Below are 19,524 nucleotides of genomic sequence, written 5' to 3' on the forward strand. Positions count from 1 at the left end.
TTTTTGAGAAAATGGCCATCAGATTATATTGAATGGGATTAATCTAGTTTGTAAGGAAAGGCATAACGGTTATATGGAGTAAAAAACTCATCTATAATGACATTTTCCATTTATAGAAATACTCCAAAAAGCCAGGTTCACTGTAAATCGAATGGTGAGTTCGGCACTAGCACCCCAACCAGCAAAGACATATTCGTGGATAAATTGACCCTCAAGAGCGATGAATTTTATAGAATTGCGAGGGACAAGAACATGTTCCCAGTAACACAGCAGTTATATCATTTTGTCATGCATGAAGAAGAAATAGAGCCGATTGTGAGTAAGCTGCCAATTACGGAAGTTTCGTGGATGGATGCTATTGCTTTCTGTAATCGTGCTAAACAGGATCAACGGGATATCGGTATGCAAGAATTGATCAAATTGCATGGTATCAAGGAAATTCCAATGGATCTGTTCATAAAGTAGCACAGTTGCTTCCTAATCCATGGGGACTTTATGACTTGATCGGTAACGTCTGGGAATGGTGCTGGGATCTCTATGATGCTGAACGATATGGGAACTATAGAGTTTTCAGGGGAGGCAGTCGGGCTGAAGTGGAGAGTAATTGTGGTTCTACGAGTAGAAGGAAAAGCATGCCCAATTTCAAAATAGATGATCTTGGTTTTAGAATAGCACATACAAATCCTTGAGAAAACGACACATCGAGTATGCTCAAGTCGTTGAGCTGACGGTAGGTGTTCAACTATCCGGAAACTATAGCTTACTGATGACTCGAAGGCAGCCGACGACTAAGATCGGCTGCCTTCGCTGCGCTAACGGGGGCAGGGTAATTCAATATTTTTGTCTTCATAATGCTTATCCACTTTAACAAAGATGAGAAAACAGTTTAATGAGTAAATATTGCCAATGCAAGTCGCTAGCCGGTTAGGCAATCCTGCACACATGAGACTTATGAAAAGTAAATTTGAGGTGGGAGATAGTACCATCAGGACATTAGATTATTCACGTTAATTTTTGTTTTAATCTTTTACGACAACTTATGCTAGGATATTGTTCCGATGCAGGAATCTACAGGAACATATTCCTATTAAAGTCGATATTGTAGCGGCTTTTTTGTTTTGATCGCCATCTTTATGGGACGTGATTTATTTTCTCGTTATCCATTTGATAGTAATACTCATCCATCTGTTCTGCGGTAACATCTTCTTAAAGCTGATATATCCACCACGTCACAAGTAAACTAATGACCCCTGAATGATATTCGGCTAAGAGTTAGTTTTCAAATGAAGATCCAATATTGTATTGATGCAAAAATTCTTTTTTGGATTATTGAAAAATTAGTTATTCAATTCAGCGAAAATTTTTTTAATGCCTGGCTGGAGATAGCAGGGAGGAGAAGTACGGAAATTAGCACGCCTTCTTGGAACGAAGTAAATACAATGAGATATCGATCTTTTCCAAACGTAGCTTTGAAATACAGCTTTGTTGAGAATACCTCATCAAGTTTCATTGAGTATCACTATTTAGAAAATGAAGAAGTGCCGGCTTTTAAATACGTCTGCCCATATCAACATGAAAGTGCCAAACGTAATATTTATACTATGACGTCCTATACACCTCAATCAGTCGCGATACAGATCAGAAGAAACACCCATGATGTTGTTGAAAAGAAAGCTTACTATGGTAAATTACCGATTAGTCGTGTATCTAATCGGCATGGTATCGCAAACTACCGAGCAGCAAAAGATATAAGCAAAGATTTAGTAGCGATTTCTTCCGAGAATGGGGGAAGCAATCGCTATATTTTTTTGCGGATTTTTTTATTTTTTGTCCGCCACATGTGTACAAAAAATAAAAATGATGATACATTTAAATTAGTTTATTTCCTTTTATAACAGGGTTTTTTTGAAGAATACTGTGTCTCCTGTACGAGGACATGCGTATGTTGAGGAGGGAATGGAATGTCAAGTCAAGCATTGGACCAATTTTTAAAATCGAACATCGAAGATCTAAAAACTAAAGGTCTATATAACTTCATCGATACGCTGCAGGGTGCAAATGGTCCTGTTATTCGTATCGACGGAAAGTCCCTAATCAATTTGTCTTCCAATAACTATTTGGGACTGGCAACAGATTACCGCCTGATTGATGCTTCAGTTAAGGCGTCGCAGACATACGGGGCAGGCGCAGGGGCTGTGAGAACAATTAATGGTACGATGGATCTTCATATTGAGCTTGAAGAAAAACTGGCCCGTTTCAAAAAAACGGAAGCCGTTATCGTTTATCAATCGGGATTTAACTGCAATATGGCTGCTATATCTGCGGTAATGGACCAGCATGATGCGATTTTATCAGATGAGCTGAACCACGCTTCGATTATTGATGGCTGCCGCCTGTCGAGAGCCAAGGTGATTCGCTTTAAGCATTCGGATATGAATGATTTAAGACAGCAGGCGAAAGATGCCACGGAATCCGGTCAGTACCATAAAATTATGGTCATCACCGACGGGGTTTTCTCCATGGATGGTGATATAGCAAAGCTGCCTGAAATCGTGAAAATAGCAGAAGAATTCGATCTGATTACTTATGTGGATGATGCCCACGGTTCGGGCGTTCTCGGAGCAGGTGCGGGAACCGTGAAGCATTTTGGATTGTCCGACCGGATTGACTTTCAAATTGGTACTCTTTCCAAGGCGATTGGCGTTGTCGGCGGTTATGTGGCGGGTAAAAAACAACTGATCGAATGGTTGAAGCTGAGAAGCCGTCCGTTTCTGTTCTCGACATCGCTACCTCCGGCTGCAATCGCTTCTTGCAGCGCTTCTGTCGACATTTTGATGAATGACAAAGAGCTGATCGAGAAGCTGTGGGAGAACGGCAATGATTTGAAAAATGGCTTGAGCCGGCTTGGATATGATGTAGGCCAAAGCGAAACGCCGATCACACCTTGTATCATTGGCGATGAAGTAACCACCCAACAGTTCAGCAAACGGCTTTATGAAGAAGGCGTTTACGCCAAGGCAATCCTGTTTCCGACGGTTCCGAAAGGAACCGGAAGAATACGCAACATGCCGACAGCTGCCCATACCAAGGAGATGCTCGACCAGGTGATCTCCGTTTATGAGAAAGTTGGCAAGGAAATGAAGCTGATTTAGCTGCATTCGCGGAAGTACATTTCGGGAGGAATGTCTTATGAACAAGATTTTGGTGACCGGAGCACTGGGCCAAATCGGTTCTGAGTTAGTTGTTAAATTACGTGAAATTTATGGTGCTGATCACGTCGTTGCTACGGATCTCAGGTCATCAGCCCACGAAATTACCCGATCCGGGCCATTCGAGCTGCTCGACGTGACGAATGATAAGGCCATGTTCGAAATCGCCAAGCGGTACGAAGTTGATACCGTCATCCATTTGGCTGCGCTGCTGTCGGCTACCGCAGAGGAGAAACCGCTGCTTGCCTGGAATTTGAATATGGGCGGATTGATGAATGCACTTGAAATATCCAGGGAGCTCGGTTGCCAATTTTTCACTCCAAGCTCCATTGGATCTTTTGGTCCTTTGACTCCGAAAGACAATACCCCTCAGGATACGATCCAGAGGCCCAATACGATGTACGGCGTGAACAAAGTGTCCGGCGAACTGCTTTGTGATTATTATTTTCACAAATACGGCCTGGATACTAGGGGGCTGCGATTCCCGGGGTTGATATCTTATATGACGCCTCCCGGCGGAGGAACGACGGATTACGCTGTGGAAATTTATTACGCAGCCGTGACGGCTGGCCGGTATACATCTTATATCGCCAAGGACTCAAACATGGACATGATGTATATGCCGGATGCCCTGAACGCTATCATCGATTTGATGGAAGCGGATTCTTCCCGGTTGATGCACCGAAATTCATTTAATGTCACCGCAATGAGCGTGGATCCGGAGGCGATCGCTGCAGCGATTCGGGATGAGCTTCCCGGCTTTATCCTCGATTATGACGTTGATCCGAAGAGACAGGCGATTGCCGATAGCTGGCCGCATTCCATTGATGCGACGGCAGCGAAAACAGAATGGGGATTTCATGCTCGCTACGACCTGAAGGCCATGACGAAGGATATGCTTTCACAGCTAAGCGAGAGACAAATGCTTCGCAAGGCTTAAAGTTATTATGAATTCGTTCGAAGAGTGACATCGCTAAAAAAGCAAGAAAGGGGAACTTATAAAAAAAAACAGAACGAAATTGTCGAGGGACAAGAACATTGTTTCATTAAAGTCGCTATTACAGCGGCTTTTTTTGTTTTAAGGACAAGAACATTGTGTCATTTCGGATTAGGTAGCTATCTAAATAGCATCATGATGAAGATCATGTGGCAAGAAAAAAGCAGATGAATTTAAGAATTCGCGTGAATAACGATTTTTTTATTAGAAATAACGTTTTTCCGGTAAAGACCAATCAATATTCGCCAACCATCGGGACGCGAATATGTGCTTACGAACTCGTCGATGTCGGTTTCGTAGATTGCTCTTGGTATCTCACGCTCATGCTTAGGAACACGAATTGTGGCTTCTTGGCATTCGTGATATCGGAGGGTTCCACCTAAGATCGGAATTAGGATTATCTATTGCGAAGAGCTTTGGCAAGCGCGGCTTCCAAGTGGCATTAGTTGGAAGAAATGCTGCAAAGCTGCAAGATATGGTGGATGAACTGAAAGCGGATAGTATCGAGGCATCTTATTTCGTAGCAGATATTTTTAACAAGGAACAGATTGAACAGGCTATGACCAACATGAAAGAAAAGTATGGCCAGATTGATGTGTTGGAATTCAGTCCAACAGCAGGCAATTATCCTCCCTCTTCTGTATTGGAGTTAACGGCGGAGAACGCCAGGGACGCATTTGAGGCGAATGTGGTTAGTGCCATCCATGTCGTCAATGCTGTTCTCCCTGATATGCTCGCCAGGAAAGAGGGAGCCTTGCTCTTTACCTCAGGATTATCCGCCATGTACCCTGTGTCCATGATGGGGAATATCGGTATTGCTCTTTCAGGGTTACGCAATTATGTTGCTAATCTTCATACTTCATTGTCTGCTCAAGGGATTTTTGTGGACCACCGCTCATTAGGTTTATTGATCAAGGAGTCAGGTACCGGCGCAATTAATGATCCGGATGTAATTGCAGAGATGTGGTACCAGGCCTATGTAGATAAAAACGTATGGGAAGAAGAGTATCCTAAGGGTGTTACCCCCGAAACCATTCTGTTTTAACATTGGTGATGATTTCAGCAGGTCATAACATACAGTTGTAACCAAGTAGATGAGCTTGAGAACTAGGCATATATTTTGTGCTAAGAGACGCTTGAAAGAGATGAAGAAGTCGCTAATTTAGCGGCTTTTTTGTTTTTCGGTACAAGTTCTTGTACCGAGTCGAGGACAAGAACTTGTACCGATTACCGATTAGATAAACACCTAACTAAGTTTCATGCAATTTCATTTAACAAATGTGTAGGAAAATAAACTAATTGTCCAGTGAAAATATAGTATTTTCTTAGTGTTTAGGTTAAAGATAAGTTCCTGTTTAAGCACTACATGCTACACGCGTAGGTTCTTTAATAGGTGACTGGAATTGGAATATAAAAAGGAGGACGTAACCCGCGAAGGCGCGGAGGGCAGCGCTTAGACTCTCATGAATAAAAGAGGTGTCTGTGGTATTATATGTAATTATGGGTTATGAAATAAATGGATTATTTGAAAAGAAAATGGGGGAATCAAAATATGGAACGTAAAATTCAACTAATGGAAACCTACGTAAATATCGACTTTGGAAACTCACCCTTTTTAAAATTAGATAAAGGGTTGCAAATTCCATACTCTTCAATCGAGGGAATAACAACAGGTAGACCAATACCCCAGGCTTTTAAACTATATGGTGCTTTATTAGGAGAAAAGAGAAATGGGTTATTTAGATCAAATGGTGGTTATCAACTCCACTTTTTTGAAAATGAGCTTGAAACTCTTCATTTAGATTTGAATAGCTTTAAAGTTGGTAAGTTCAAAATATCAAAGTTGATCATTGGTGTTGAAAATCCTGAAGAAATAAGTGAAAATATTTCCGAAAGAGTGCAGTGATAATAAAGGAAAAGTGTATTACGAACGTGAGACGGTGGAACTTCGAGAAAAAAGCTTACGAGCTCAAAAACTTGTGAAGACATATAATGGTTGCGATCCAGAGGAGAAGAAATAATATGTGCGACAAGACAACGCAAAAAAGATCACTTCATTGTAGAATACAAGAATTATGAGATGGGCGGGAATTGTACATTTTTTCGGGGGAAGATCTTTATTATGTGTACTAGGAAAAAATAAGCGGGGCTTATACAATAACATTAGAGGTTGTAAACGCTTGCTTTTAATTCTGAGGATGCAATCAATGAATTACCGTAATCCCGTACATGAAGTATTTTATTATTCCAATACCAAAGGAGATGCCTTATGAATCAACAACTACCTAAGCCCCACCAACCGCTCGTAACCCACATCTTCACTGCTGACCCGTCCGCCCATGTCTACGAGGGCAAAATCTACATCTATCCTTCCCATGACCTCGATCATGACGAGCCGAGCAATGATAACGGCGACCAGTATAAAATGGAAGACTATCATGTCCTCTCGATGAACAACTTCGATTCCCCGGTGGTTGATCACGGCGAAGCGTTGCATCTGAGAGATATTCCGTGGGCCTCCAAGCAGCTCTGGGCACCAGATGCCGCTTATAAGAACAGTACCTATTACCTGTTTTTCCCGGCACGGGATCATGACGACATCTTCCGTCTGGGTGTGGCAACATCAGAGTCTCCGGCAGGCCCATTCATGCCGCAACCGAATTATATGGAAGGCAGCTTCAGTATCGATCCGGCCGTACTGGTGGATGACGACAATCAGTCATACATCTATTTCGGCGGACTCTGGGGTGGCCAGTTGGAGAAATGGCAGACTGGCAGCTTCGTGCCAGATGCAGAAGGACCTGCTCCTGACCAGCCGGCGCTTGGACCGCAAGTTGCACTGCTTAGCGACGACATGCTGTCCTTCCAAGGCAAGCCTGCCGAGATATCGATTGTCGATGAAGACGGGAATCCGATTCTGGCTGGGGATGAGGAACGGAGATATTTTGAAGGCCCATGGGTGCATAAATATAACGGCTATTACTACCTGTCCTACTCTACAGGAACCACGCATAAGCTCGTATATGCGATCGGCAAGAACCCGATGGGACCATTCACGTTCAAGGGCGAGATTCTCTCTCCGGTTATCGGCTGGACAACCCATCACTCCATTGTGCAAGTTGAAGACAAGTGGTATCTGTTCTATCACGACAGCTCCCTGTCGGAAGGCGTCAACCACAAGCGCTGCGTTAAATATTCGGAGCTGAACTACAACGAAGATGGAACGATCCAGAAGATCAATCCTTATCCGGGTGCGGAGTAAGTTAGCTGGTTAGCGGAAACAGATAAGATTACAATATAAGGCATAATACATGAGGCAGCTCCTGACGGGGCTGCTTTTTTGATAGGAGGAGGATCAGTTGTTTCACTCAAACTTGGAGAAAATCTCTGCTGAACAAAGAATACTTCAGCAGTATACTGATTGAATTAATAAATTTATCTTAATTAAACATAAAGCCTTCTTTCCTTCGGAGAGAAGGTTTTTAGTCTAATTAGAATTTTGTTGACACACATATATCCTAATGGCTTTATCCAGTTGAGTGCGTGAAGCGCGTGTCGACGAGTTTTAGTAGGGAACTTCTTTTCCTGTCGAGGGACAAGAAAATAGCCCGATTAACGATTAGATGAGTATCAAAATAAAAAAGCTATATAGAGGAGAGTGGGCTTTAACTTGGGTCAGTAGCGCTACAGGGAAATACTTAACCCATAGAAAGGGATGAAATAGTTGTTTACTTGGATACGTATTGTGTCTTATAATTTTCACAAAGATACATATCGTATCTTAAAAAGTTTGTATCGCACAAGTAATGTAAGGGTGCTCGCATCTTGGTTCCAGTTTTTGCAGAAAGAGGGGACGACCGATGGAAACGAAAAAAACGCCTTGGTAGGCACCGGAATTAGAGGTGCTGGATGTGCAGCAAACGGTGGCTGGCTATGGATTCAGGCAAATTGATTGGATCGAAGAACATGATGCATACCTATATGATCCATCGTCCTGATGATCATACTTCAAATTGAAAATCGTATTCTTGCTCAAAAGGTCGCCTGTGGGCGGCTTTTTCGATGCTCAGATGAGGGACAAGAACATTGTACCATTCCAAACCAAGACGACTATGATTGATATTGAGCAGCAGCTAAATAAGGCGTAGCCAGCCTCCTGTTGATGTAACATTTGTTCGAATACGTTGCGAAATTCGTTACGCCGCTCGACAAACAATGCCCAATTGAGGCCTCCACGAAAAAATGATTTCTCCAAAAACGGCTTATACAGACAGTTCATAATATATAACGTAACCTGTTCTTTCAAATCCAGTGGTTGAAACACATGTGATGCATCATCGTAAACGGCTCTTCTTTTGTCAGCTTCAAATGGACGGAGGTGAAGGAGTCAAAAAATACTCTTCTCTAAATACGATTGAATTGTGCATGATCAGATTCCCCTTCGCTTCTTAAGTCATTTGGAAGGAAGCATTGCTTACGGATAGCGGCGCATTCAACCATATATTGGATTTGTTTATTATGTTAAAGAGGTTCTACACCATTTATAGCGTTGTGAGAGGGGAGTGATCATTTTGAATACTTCTAAACAAATGATGTCTCATAATTCCAATGATCGTTTTAGTAAACTTGGAATTTATAGCGTCCAAAGTGTCTTTATTATTCTGTTCTTGCTGTTAACCCCTGTCTACTATTTGAACAAATGGGACTTTAAACGTCACAAAAAACGGAATCCTTTCTACACCAGTAAATTGGTTCGATTGCAAGAGCGTTATCCGATTTTCTACGAATTGGCCATGTACGTTCAAAATTTTCCTATTCCTCGTAATGTTTACAAATTTTTACCCCCTTTAAAAGGCGATGTTCTTCAGGTGGGCTGTGGTACAGGTTTATTGAACAAGTATCTTCGCAAGCAGAAGGATGTTCGTTTTCTTAACATGGATCCGAATATAAATGCTCTAAAACTTGGAAAGAAGTGGGGAAGGTTTAATTCTTATATCCATGCTTTCATTGATAAACCGACTTCTTTACCTGATCATAGCTGCGATATGATTTTGTTTGCAAGAAGCTTTCATCACATTCGCTATCACAAAAAAGCCTTCATAGAGAGCTGCAGACTGTTACGTGACGGTGGATCTATCATTATTGCGGACCCGGTTGTTCTCAAGTCTCTTTCAGGTTCTGTAACGGACGGTGGTTATATGGCGAACTCTTCGATTGATGGTGTAATTTGGAGATTTACCAAAGAAACATTAATTACTCACATAGAGCGCTGTCTTCCTCCTGAATTAAAGATAGAATCAGTAACCGAAACGAGACAAGTGCATGTAACGAATTATAATTTATTTGTACCTCAGACAGATATCGTAGTGGTACTGCGAAAAAGGGAGGCTGTATACAATGACAACTAAATTTATTTATGGTGTTTGAAATCTGCAGCATTATTCAATGTTTATCCATTGCTCAGCCAGAAACATGTCTTGCGGATAATATAGGTAAAGGTATCTCTCCACAGAGGTGCCTTTTTTTTGTTTTTAGGAACCAAGTCTTGTCCCAAGCTGAAGACAAGATCATTGTGTAGGCTGCAACGTTTGTCGTGTCAAGGGAAGATGAGTTGCACGGGAATAACGGCGTTCTTGGGAGAATAGATATCATCCATTTGTTCACGTAACAGCTTTACGGCTGTTCGTGCCATTTCCTGTTCATCCTGCTGCACATAAGCTACGCCTGAAAGATGTGGATTATCAAAAGATAGCAAGTCGATATTTGAGTGAACGTTCAGAAGACTGATCGCAGCGGATGTAAGGCGTGCTGTTTCTTCAGTCAAGGAAAAGGCTGCCGAAATTCCACTGTGGTTCTGCAAGAAGTTGCTTACATAGTCCAATGCTTGCTCGCTGCGTAGAATGTCGAGAGGGATGTGACACCACAAGCTCTTGTCAATCGAGATGCCTTGATCTGTGTACGCCTGCTCAAAGCCGAGCGTGCGATCCTCGACGGCTGTATTGGCATTTTCAGGTGAGATGAGCGCAATCTGCTGATGACTCTTGGATAACAAATGGGATACAGCTTTATACGCACCGCCGTAATTGTCGGATGTAATGGTGTACGTCTCAATGTTGCGCAGATAGCGGTCGATGAACACACACGGGAATTTATCGAGCGACAGACGCAGTAATGATTCGTTATACTTCTCATCTTCTGTTGGAAAAACGATCAACCCCTTCACACCGAGCTCCGTTAGTGTACGAATGACGTTTGATTCGATAGAGGAGGACTCGCGCGTGATGCTTAGTACCATGCTGAGGCAGGCTTCTTGTAGGAAGTGTTCCGTGTAGTCAACGAGCTTCTGAATGACACGGGTTCTCATCGTCGGAATGATGAAGCCGATGAGCGGCATGGAGCACGCGCTGCGTGGGGATGGCGAGAAATTGATGCTAGAAACAACAAGACTAGAAGAGACGAATGAGCCTTTGCCTTGTACGCGTATAATTAATCCTTCGTCAGCTAGTAGGGTTAGGGCGTTCCTGACGGTTATTTTACTTACTCTGAATTCGTCCATTAGTTCTTGTTCAGAAGGAATGCGGTCCGTTGGCCGAAGCTGCCCTGATTTAATTTTCTGTATAATGTTTTCTCGAATTTGTTTGTAGAGCGCCAGCTTTTTCAAAGAGTAGCATCTCCCCATAAACTTTATGATTTTATAATCAATTGGTTATATAAAGCTTATTTCATATATATTATAATACGGCATGTAAAGCGCTTACAATATGGAATCTGAGAAATTGTTGCGAAGGGGTCTTTTCTTTGAAAGGTTAGAATTATGTTAAGGATGGTGGTGCCAAGATGGATTGTAACCGCTTAAATTAACAGAACTAACTAGTCAGCCGACTTTTCAAATGCATAACAAAAAAGAGAGGATGACGAACAAATGAAAAAACGCAGTGCTTTAATCTCCATCGTTACTCTCCTGATTATGTCACTTGTTTTTACTGCATGTGGTAGTCCTTCTGGTTCAAAAACGGAAACACAACAATTAGGCGCTAATGCCGGTGAGAATGCAACAGTATTATCATTTTGGACATTCGCAGATTTGCACGGCAAGCATTTGGATAAAATGCTGGGGTTATGGAACCAACAGAACCCAGACAAACAGATTAAGTTGAATGTAACGGTTATGCCTTACGATGATATGCACAACAAGCTCTTATTGGCAGTTACAAGCGGAAAAGGTGCTCCTGATATCGCGGATATTGAGCTTGGTCAATTCCCTAAATTCTTGGAAGGTGACAACGTTCCCCTGGAATCTTTGAATGATGTATTTGCACCATACAAAGACGTTGTTGTTCCTTCACGTGTCGAGATTTACTCCAAAGCTGATCAGGTTTATGGCTTTGATTATCACGTAGGTGCTACGCTTGCTTTCTACAACACTGAAATTCTCGAACAAGCAGGTGTTGACTACAAGACAATCAAAACGTGGGAAGATTACAAACAAGCAGGTATCAAGGTTTACGAAAAGACTGGCAAGTACTTAGGTACTGCTGATACATCAGCTTCGTGGCAAGCATCGCTGCTACTAGCTCAGCAAAATGCCGATTTTACAGATGAAAATGGTAATCCAAAAGTGAACTCGCCTGAAATGATTAAAGCGTATGAAATGTTAGTCGATCTGCAGAAGAACAATGTTATTCATACGATCCCTGGCGGACAACCCGACACAGAAGAAGCAAAAGGTGAATATAACAAAGGCAACTACGCAAGTGCATTGATGCCTGAGTGGTACATGTCCCGCTTTGTAAACGAAATGAAAGACCTTAAAGGTAAGTATGCAATAGCTCCATTGCCTGTATTCGAAGAAGGTAATCCTCGTTCCGTTGGCTTAGGCGGTACTGGCACAGTTGTTACTAAGAATGGTAAAGACGTTCAGTTGGCAAAAGAATTTGTAGCCTTTGCTAAGCTTTCCAAAGAAGCTACTACAGAAATCTGGAATACACTTGGATTTGACCCAATCAACATGGAAGTATGGAAAGATGATGCAGTTACGAAAAACCCTGAAAATGAATACGTCCAATACTTTAAAACAAATGCATTTGATACTTTGAATGAAATCAAAGACGAAATTAGAGCGATTAAGTCCGTTAAAGCTTCACCAACCATCGGCAATATATTCAATACGGTTACTTTGAATGCTATCTTTGAAGATGGCCAAGACGTGAAGGAAGCGTTGGATGAAGCACAAGCAGCAATTGAACAAGAATTGAAATAAATATAATAAGTAAATGATTTGATTAAACCTGTCGGCAGGTACAGTGGTCGGCAGGTTTAACCATAGTCAAGGGAGATTGAGAATATGATAAAGAAATTTGTATACTCTCAAAAAGTTGCACCTTATGTTTTTGTATTGCCATTTATACTCATATTTTTGGTATTCTGGTTTTTTCCGCTTGTAAATTCATTCGTAATGAGCTTTCAAGATAGGATGCTGGGACAGGATCCTAAATGGATTGGAGGAGCAAATTATTCGAAATTACTCACTGATAAAGTGTTTTTGACATCTATTAAAAATAGCATTGTGTACATGTTAGGAACCTTAGTGCTGTTGATTCCTTTTCCCATGTTATTCGCCGTTATGATCAACAGTAAGTTAATGATGGGAAGAGAGTTTTTTAAATCTTCTTTCTTTCTCCCTGCATTGACATCTGTCGCAGTTGCGGGTACCATTTTCCGCCTTACATTCGGTGAGATGGAAGGTTCATTAATGAACAGTTTCCTAGGTCTATTTGGTGTAGAGCCTATCAAATTTTTGAAAGACGGAAATTGGAGTATGGCAGCACTGTTAATCCTCGCATGTTGGAGATGGACAGGCGTTAATATGCTTTACTATCTATCGGGTTTGAAAAGCATTGACAATGAATATTATGAGGCTGCTTCAATTGACGGTGCATCTGCTTGGCAGAAGTTTAGAACGATCACAATGCCATTATTGAAGCCGACCACGGTATATGTTACCACAATTAGTGTTTATGCAGGTTTAGCAATGTTTACCGAGAGCCTGATGATGTTCAACGGTAACAAATCACCCCAAAATATTGGCTTAACCATTGTTGGATATCTGTATAGACAAGGGATTGAGCAGAATAAGCTGGGTTACGCAGCTGCAGTTGGTATCGTTCTGTTAGTCATTGCTATGGTTATCAATTTAACGCAGTTGAAATTTAGTGGAATGTTCAAAAAGGAGGAGGATTAAAGTGGGCAGAAGTCAGACGAGGAGTGATTTCATCTCTAGAATAGTAATTATTTGTTTATTCATTATACTATTCGTTATAATTATGATCCCATTCTACGCAGTGGCCCTATCTTCCTTTAAACCAGGTGAATCATTAGTTAGATATGGACTTAACCTAAGTTTGGATTTTGAAATCATGAGTTTTGATAATTTCATCTTTCTGTTTACTGGAGAACATGATTATTTTGTTTGGTTTTGGAACAGTATGATTTTAACAATCGTTCAAGTGGTTTTAACACTTTTTGTAAGCGCATTTGTTGCATATGGTTTTGCAGCATATCATTTTAAAGGTAAGAACTTCCTCTTTATATGTGTTTTGCTCATTATGATGGTGCCTTTCGAAATACTGCTGGTTCCTTTGTACAGCCTAATTAATGATTTGGGAATGGTGAATAGCTATTCGGCAATCATTCTGCCCGGTATAGCCAATGCCGCGACAATATTTTTCTTCAGGCAATATTTACGAAGCATACCCAAAGAGATTATTCAATCTGGGCGGGTTGATGGCGCAAACGAGTATGCGATTTATTTCAGACTAATTATGCCGATTATGAAGCCATCGTTTGCAGCAATGGCCATATTGAATGGTATGAATAGCTGGAATAATCTATTGTGGCCATTCATGGTGCTGGGAGATCAGAGTAAATATACACTTCCAATCGGTTTGAAAACGTTGTTAACTCCTTATGGCAATAACTATGACTTATTGATCGTGGGCTCCTTCTTCTCCATCATTCCAATTTTCATATTATTCATTGCTTTTCAGAAATATTTCATAGACGGTATGACTGCAGGCGCTGTTAAAGGGTAATCTATATTATGATGAAACAGGTGATAAGATGGAAATCCAACAACGAGCGTCACACGACATTCAACCATTAATTGAACAGAGAGCTGATCCTTTTATTTACAGACATTCGGATGGTTATTATTACTTCGTAGCATCCGTTCCGGAGTATGATCGGATTGAAATCCGTAGAGCCCAGAACCTTGAGAAGCTTGTTACATCAACTCCTGTAGTGATCTGGAGAAAGCGCGAGAATGGTATCCTTAGTGCCAATATTTGGGCACCCGAACTGCATTTTATTGATAACAAATGGTACGTGTATTTCGCTGCCGCATACACGACGGAAACGAATGAAGGCTTGTTCGACCATCGGATGTACGTGCTAGAGAATGAAAATGACAATCCGCTCGAAGGCAGTTGGATGGAAAGAGGGCAGATTCGTACCGAATGGGAAAGCTTCGCCCTCGATGCCACTACCTTTGAGCATAATGGCAGCCGTTATTACGTATGGGCACAAAAGGATCCGAACATCGGAGGTAACTCTAATCTGTATATATCTAAAATGAGCAATCCGTGGACGCTGACTGGGTCGCAAACGATGATTTCGATGCCGGAATATGACTGGGAAATCATTGGTTATAAAGTGAACGAAGGCGCGGCATTTCTTCGCAAGGGTAATCGGGTATTCCTCTCTTACTCGGCTAGCGCCACCGATTTCAATTATTGCATGGGCCTACTTGAAGCAGATGCGGATGCTGATTTGCTCGATGCCACCTCATGGCGCAAGTCTCAAGCAGCGGTTTTCTCTACAGATGAGAGTATCTCAATGTATGGTCCCGGTCATAATTCCTTCACGGTGTCAGAGGACGACGAAGAGACGCTATTTGTGTTTCACGCAAGAACGTACAAGAACATTATAGGAGATCCGCTGTACGATCCGAATCGCCATACATTTGTGACGGAGCTTTTGTGGACGGCTGACGGCAGACCCGATTTCCGCGGTTCTGTTGCAGCACTTGCACGTTCTTTACAATGAACGAGTGTCCCAACAAGGTTGGTTGATGGATTTGAGTTCGTTTATCCAACTTGCCAAAGAGAGACAGTAAGAACATCGAAGGCACCCTACTGGGTGCCTTCGATTTGGCTCTACAGATAATACGCCGAACCGTATCATAAGGGCAGGATAGTTTAACAAATAAGTCGAAGAGTTGAGTCGGACTAACCTTGCTTAAAGAGGAAAGAGATAACGTTAAATTATAGAAATGTTGTTCACACTTAAATTAACCATGAATTAACTAAAAGTGAGGAAAAAATACTTGTGATAATTTTGGGTTTTATCGAACAAATGGCTTTAAGTAATGATGTTGATGTTCGAAATGTTGTAAGCGTATCAGTTATGGCTCGGTTAGGCGACGATACAACAGTTCTGACTAACGACTTGAAATATCTAGGGGAACAAACAAATGTATTGTCTAAAGAAATTGAGGCGAGTTATGGAAGAAGTTGCAATCTAAAGATTCGGAAAACGATGCGCTTATTATAACTTTTTTTGGACTATTTAACAAAATAATGAATAAAAAGGAAACTATTTTCCTTTTTTGGCGTCTATATATGTGAGGGAAATCCTCAAAACTGGTTATAAGGAGCGTGAATGTTATTGAGATATAAGAAGACTTGGTTAATTGCGGGTACGTTTGGCCTAAGCTTCAGCTTAATGGGTAACGTGTCAGGAGACCAACTCGGGGCAGGAAAAGAAATCCAAATCCAGGCCTAGCAGCATTCAGTTCTATAATACACTCCCAGGTACGTCGGACAACGAGAAAGAAAAAGCCCTCATTGAACATGCAGATGCTATCGAACTGGTATCTAAGCAATTACATACAGATGGTATCAATCTTGAAGAGGAAATGTTATGACGAAATATTAAAAAATAGGAGTTTTTTTATTATGTTAAAGGCGAAAAAGGTCTTTTTGCCAGTATTAATGATTTTGTCTATTTTCTGTTTAAGTTTATCTCCAAATTTGAGTGTTACAGCACAAGCGGATAACAGCCAAGTTTTTGCTGTAGTTATAGGTAATGAAGCCAAGGAATTGATCGATGCAACGCTACATGGAGTAGAAGCAGGTGAAATTGAAAATATCGCCCCTGTCTCTGCCTTTGATTTGGAAAAATCGAGTGTGTACACGGTTGGCGGTGGAGTTACGGTTGTTACAGTTCCTTTGCATGGGGATTACAGCCTTCCTAGTAACGTAACAGTATTCTTCGATGAGGATAATACCGTATTGCAGACAAATGAAATGCTGGTGACCAAGAATGAGGCAGGAAACTTCCGAGTTGAGACGTATTTGAATGGATCAGTTGTTAAATCCGTGGACACTGACAGACCTTATATCACAGATGAAGAAATGCTTGCAGAAGAGCCAGTTAACTCTGGAGTGCAACCAAATAGTGTAGGCGCAGTGGCAGGTTGTCTTGGAGCAGTACTTGGAATTGGTGGTACGGCGGCTTATATTATTGCGGTCGCGTGTGGGGGTTCGTGTGCAGTACCGACACCAGTGACTGCTCCGATATGTGCTGCATGTATTGGTGCATATGCACTTCTTGGTGGTGGTGCTATCGCTGGGGCAGTAGCTTGTTTCAATTACCTGTGAGGTGATTTGATGAACAAGATTTTAGCGATCTCGGTTTTAGGGCGAAATTAGATACTGCTTCAAACACGTAAACATAGCATAATTTTACAAGGACCAAATTATGAGGAGCTTGTAACATCCATCAGGACGTAGGTTTGGAGGACATGGGGACGGCCTGGATCACACGAGCAAGGGTATACATATGTACAAAATACGAGTTTTGTGAAACAGTACTAATGATTAAAAAGCTGCACAGTGATTTTTACCCCTGTACAGCCAATTTTTCTTTTACTTCCAAATTAATCCCAAACTACTTCTGTTCCTGCTACAAAGTCATGAATCGCACGTCGATCCTCACGCAAACCGACCATAAAAGCACTCACAATAACTCCGATACCCAAAGTTAATACGTACACAAGTCCAGCCACAACAACTCGCATCAGCATCGTACCAATTTTTGGCGGTTCGTGTGTATCGTATTGGCGTATTCGAATTCCACATATACGTTTTCCGATGGTTCGACCATACCAGTAAACTGGTAATAAAATTGAGTATAACGCACTAAGTAGTTTGGCAATCGGCTCATCCGTATCAAAGTTACCCGTAAGCACACCTGCAATAATCACTAACGGAATTGAAATAATAAGACTATCCAACACGCCTGCTCCTAATCTAATCCAAAAACCTGCTTTATACAAAATGCTTTCCTCCAAACTACAATTTCAAACTAAACGGCTAATTTACTTCATGAACTCCCTTCATTAAAATATCTAACTTTATGTACACAACTCAAATAGTATAACAGAAAATTTTACCTTTTTACGATAAAACTCCTATTTCATTTTAATTGCACACTTTGTGAATTTCATAACAAACTATCGAATTTATCTTAACCGCTGTTAATGTTCACTACTTAATCGTACATAATCCTTTCTAACTGCATCCCCAATGAAAACACCATAATAATTATGTAAACCAAAAAAGCTACTCAACATTTGTTAGGTAGCCTTCTGTTCGTTCTGCATCTGCCCTCTTCGCCAAATCTTATTCTCCACAATAGCATAGACTAAACCGGCGATGGCAAATATCCATATCGATGACATTCGGTTCAGATGGTATCCATTCACGAAATATGGACTGTACATGAGATCAAAAACCCACAGCCCGCCCCATCCAAACCCAACCATATAGATGAAAATTCTCATCATAGGAAAACGTACATATTTTCGCAGCAACCATGAGATCGGGCTAAGAATAACAACATAAAAAGCGACTAAATAGTGACCGAAGCCCAGGATGAGCGAAAGAATATATATTACTCCCCCTGCATTACGTAAGCCGTAATACTCTGTCGTTGTAATTTGGTACCCTTCAACCCATTCAAGAACGAGATATGCCGTCAAGCTTATCCCTATAAATATAAGTCCGAATACCATGTACCGTTGAACCGCGTTCACCAACATCAGATCACCCCAATGTCTAAACGCAGCCAGAACCGCTCAAGTTACATGATTTCGAACAAATTACACAATCCCACAATTAACATAGGCGTTATTAGGTCCTGTTAAATGTTAAATTTAATCTATCGTTTCAATTGCTTTAATCCAACGACTACTTCTGTCCTTCCAGGATCATCGTACCCAAACGGTCCATAAGCTCCATTCTCCCCATCGCTGTGTACGAATAATTGTAATTATCAACATTAGAGATTTTATAGATCTTCTCATTCTTCACTGCGTTCATGTTATTCCACACCTTGCTATCGACCATCTTGTTCTCACTATTCTCCATTAATAGCAGACGATCCGGATTAACGGTAGCCAGAGCCTCCAGCGCAATCTGTTTGCCGCCCCAGCCCTCTGGATCAGGGATACCCTCTGTGCGCTTCAGGCCCCATTCACCGTATAACATCTCAGCTGCCCCTTTATTGGAATAGATGACCAGGTTGTTTGGATATGTCTCAATTACGGCAAAGGATTCACCATGTACAGCCACCTCCAACTTTTGTTTCCACTCTGCAGATTTCGCATCATACTTGGCCAAATATTCATCTTTCTTGCTTTCTTCTCCAAACGTATCTGCCAAGAATGTCAGGCGTTCTCTCCAATCATAGTAGGAATAAGGCAATGCAATTGTAGGTGCAATTTTAGATAAAGTTTCATATTGATCCGTGTTAAAATCCTTTCCTAGAATAATCAGATCCGGATTGGCACCCGCTATAGCTTCAATGCTGAACGGGAAACCATACCAGCCCAGATTAACGGTATCTGCACTCAGCTTATCCTCAATGGTTGGCGTGAGTTGCTCCGGATTGCCGTAATCCGCGCTCATTGTGGCCACAGGTGTTTTCCCAATGATCAGCAGCTCTTCTGTAGAGCCAGAAAGATCAACAATGCGCTCTGGATTCAAAGGGATCGTAATCTCTTCACCATTCGGATTGGTAATCACTTTGGTCGTTGCTTGTGCTGTCCCCTCTGAGGGGCTGGCCACTTCACTGGTGGTCTGGGTCGTTCCACAGGCCGCCAAGGTGAGCATACAGCATAGTGCAATCCATACAGGAATTCGTTTAAACATCGTTGTCGTTCTCCTTTTATGTCAGTTCAATAGCCACATTAGGCTT

General features: G+C 41.6%; 19 protein-coding genes. 15 read left to right on the forward strand and 4 right to left on the reverse strand.

Annotated elements, in window-relative coordinates; genetic code table 11:
- Positions 1-252: 252 nt before the first annotated feature.
- The 10 genes from BS614_RS32615 (at position 253) to BS614_RS20275 (ending at position 9,614) form a co-directional block, all read left to right on the forward strand.
- Positions 253-465 carry a hypothetical protein gene (locus BS614_RS32615; protein ID WP_074095329.1) on the forward strand — a complete coding sequence of 71 codons (213 nt, stop codon included), beginning with the start codon at positions 253-255 and terminating at the stop codon, positions 463-465.
- Positions 466-470: 5 nt separating this feature from the next.
- Entirely contained in the window at positions 471-689 is a 219-nt protein-coding gene (locus BS614_RS32620) for a formylglycine-generating enzyme family protein (protein ID WP_074095330.1), read from the forward strand.
- A 594-nt stretch (positions 690-1,283) separates the two neighbouring features.
- Positions 1,284-1,895 carry a hypothetical protein gene (locus BS614_RS20245; RefSeq protein WP_074095331.1) on the forward strand — a complete coding sequence of 204 codons (612 nt, stop codon included), beginning with the start codon at positions 1,284-1,286 and terminating at the stop codon, positions 1,893-1,895.
- 66 nt (positions 1,896-1,961) lie between these two features.
- Positions 1,962-3,152, forward strand: coding sequence for a glycine C-acetyltransferase (locus BS614_RS20250; RefSeq protein ID WP_074095332.1), 1,191 nt, complete (start codon positions 1,962-1,964; stop codon positions 3,150-3,152).
- Positions 3,153-3,189: 37 nt separating this feature from the next.
- Positions 3,190-4,149: an NAD-dependent epimerase/dehydratase family protein gene (locus BS614_RS20255; protein ID WP_017688252.1), complete on the forward strand. Its 960-nt coding sequence runs from the start codon at positions 3,190-3,192 to the stop codon at positions 4,147-4,149.
- A 397-nt stretch (positions 4,150-4,546) separates the two neighbouring features.
- The gene (locus tag BS614_RS20260; protein ID WP_244898171.1) at positions 4,547-5,251 is read left to right on the forward strand and encodes an SDR family NAD(P)-dependent oxidoreductase; all 705 of its coding nucleotides are present in this window, start codon (positions 4,547-4,549) and stop codon (positions 5,249-5,251) included.
- Positions 5,252-5,758: 507 nt separating this feature from the next.
- On the forward strand, positions 5,759-6,112 hold the full coding sequence (locus BS614_RS20265) for a hypothetical protein (RefSeq protein WP_074095333.1): 354 nt from the start codon (positions 5,759-5,761) through the stop codon (positions 6,110-6,112).
- 363 nt (positions 6,113-6,475) lie between these two features.
- The gene (locus BS614_RS20270; protein ID WP_074095334.1) at positions 6,476-7,468 is read left to right on the forward strand and encodes a glycoside hydrolase family 43 protein; all 993 of its coding nucleotides are present in this window, start codon (positions 6,476-6,478) and stop codon (positions 7,466-7,468) included.
- 649 nt (positions 7,469-8,117) lie between these two features.
- The gene (locus BS614_RS32470) at positions 8,118-8,204 is read left to right on the forward strand and encodes a hypothetical protein (RefSeq protein ID WP_342351897.1); all 87 of its coding nucleotides are present in this window, start codon (positions 8,118-8,120) and stop codon (positions 8,202-8,204) included.
- Between the two features lie 573 nt (positions 8,205-8,777).
- A complete protein-coding gene (locus BS614_RS20275; protein ID WP_074095335.1) occupies positions 8,778-9,614 on the forward strand; it encodes a class I SAM-dependent methyltransferase in 837 nt (278 codons plus the stop codon).
- Between the two features lie 188 nt (positions 9,615-9,802).
- Here the strand turns inward: BS614_RS20275 and BS614_RS20280 are convergent, their stop codons facing one another.
- Positions 9,803-10,867: a GntR family transcriptional regulator gene (locus BS614_RS20280; protein ID WP_047843252.1), complete on the reverse strand. Its 1,065-nt coding sequence runs from the start codon at positions 10,865-10,867 to the stop codon at positions 9,803-9,805.
- Between the two features lie 261 nt (positions 10,868-11,128).
- Between BS614_RS20280 and BS614_RS20285 the strand changes: the two genes are divergently transcribed.
- The 5 genes from BS614_RS20285 to BS614_RS31985 all read left to right on the forward strand — a co-directional run bounded on the left by BS614_RS20285 (position 11,129) and on the right by BS614_RS31985 (position 16,925).
- Positions 11,129-12,466: an ABC transporter substrate-binding protein gene (locus BS614_RS20285; RefSeq protein WP_074095336.1), complete on the forward strand. Its 1,338-nt coding sequence runs from the start codon at positions 11,129-11,131 to the stop codon at positions 12,464-12,466.
- Between the two features lie 84 nt (positions 12,467-12,550).
- Entirely contained in the window at positions 12,551-13,447 is an 897-nt protein-coding gene (locus BS614_RS20290; RefSeq protein ID WP_074095337.1) for a carbohydrate ABC transporter permease, read from the forward strand.
- 31 nt (positions 13,448-13,478) lie between these two features.
- Positions 13,479-14,297 carry a carbohydrate ABC transporter permease gene (locus BS614_RS20295; protein ID WP_370739079.1) on the forward strand — a complete coding sequence of 273 codons (819 nt, stop codon included), beginning with the start codon at positions 13,479-13,481 and terminating at the stop codon, positions 14,295-14,297.
- Between the two features lie 28 nt (positions 14,298-14,325).
- Positions 14,326-15,309 carry a glycoside hydrolase family 43 protein gene (locus BS614_RS20300; protein WP_157116143.1) on the forward strand — a complete coding sequence of 328 codons (984 nt, stop codon included), beginning with the start codon at positions 14,326-14,328 and terminating at the stop codon, positions 15,307-15,309.
- 911 nt (positions 15,310-16,220) lie between these two features.
- Positions 16,221-16,925: a hypothetical protein gene (locus BS614_RS31985; RefSeq protein ID WP_210436944.1), complete on the forward strand. Its 705-nt coding sequence runs from the start codon at positions 16,221-16,223 to the stop codon at positions 16,923-16,925.
- Positions 16,926-17,203: 278 nt separating this feature from the next.
- Here the strand turns inward: BS614_RS31985 and BS614_RS20315 are convergent, their stop codons facing one another.
- From BS614_RS20315 to BS614_RS20325, 3 genes are all read right to left on the reverse strand, one after another.
- Positions 17,204-17,602 (reverse strand): RDD family protein, encoded by a 399-nt coding sequence (locus tag BS614_RS20315; RefSeq protein ID WP_081746009.1) that lies wholly within the window; start codon positions 17,600-17,602, stop codon positions 17,204-17,206.
- Between the two features lie 300 nt (positions 17,603-17,902).
- Positions 17,903-18,367: a hypothetical protein gene (locus tag BS614_RS20320; protein ID WP_074095339.1), complete on the reverse strand. Its 465-nt coding sequence runs from the start codon at positions 18,365-18,367 to the stop codon at positions 17,903-17,905.
- Positions 18,368-18,515: 148 nt separating this feature from the next.
- Positions 18,516-19,478 (reverse strand): ABC transporter substrate-binding protein, encoded by a 963-nt coding sequence (locus BS614_RS20325; RefSeq protein ID WP_244898172.1) that lies wholly within the window; start codon positions 19,476-19,478, stop codon positions 18,516-18,518.
- Between the last annotated feature and the right edge of the window lie 46 nt (positions 19,479-19,524).

The organism is Paenibacillus xylanexedens (assembly GCF_001908275.1).
GTDB lineage: Bacteria > Bacillota > Bacilli > Paenibacillales > Paenibacillaceae > Paenibacillus > Paenibacillus xylanexedens_A.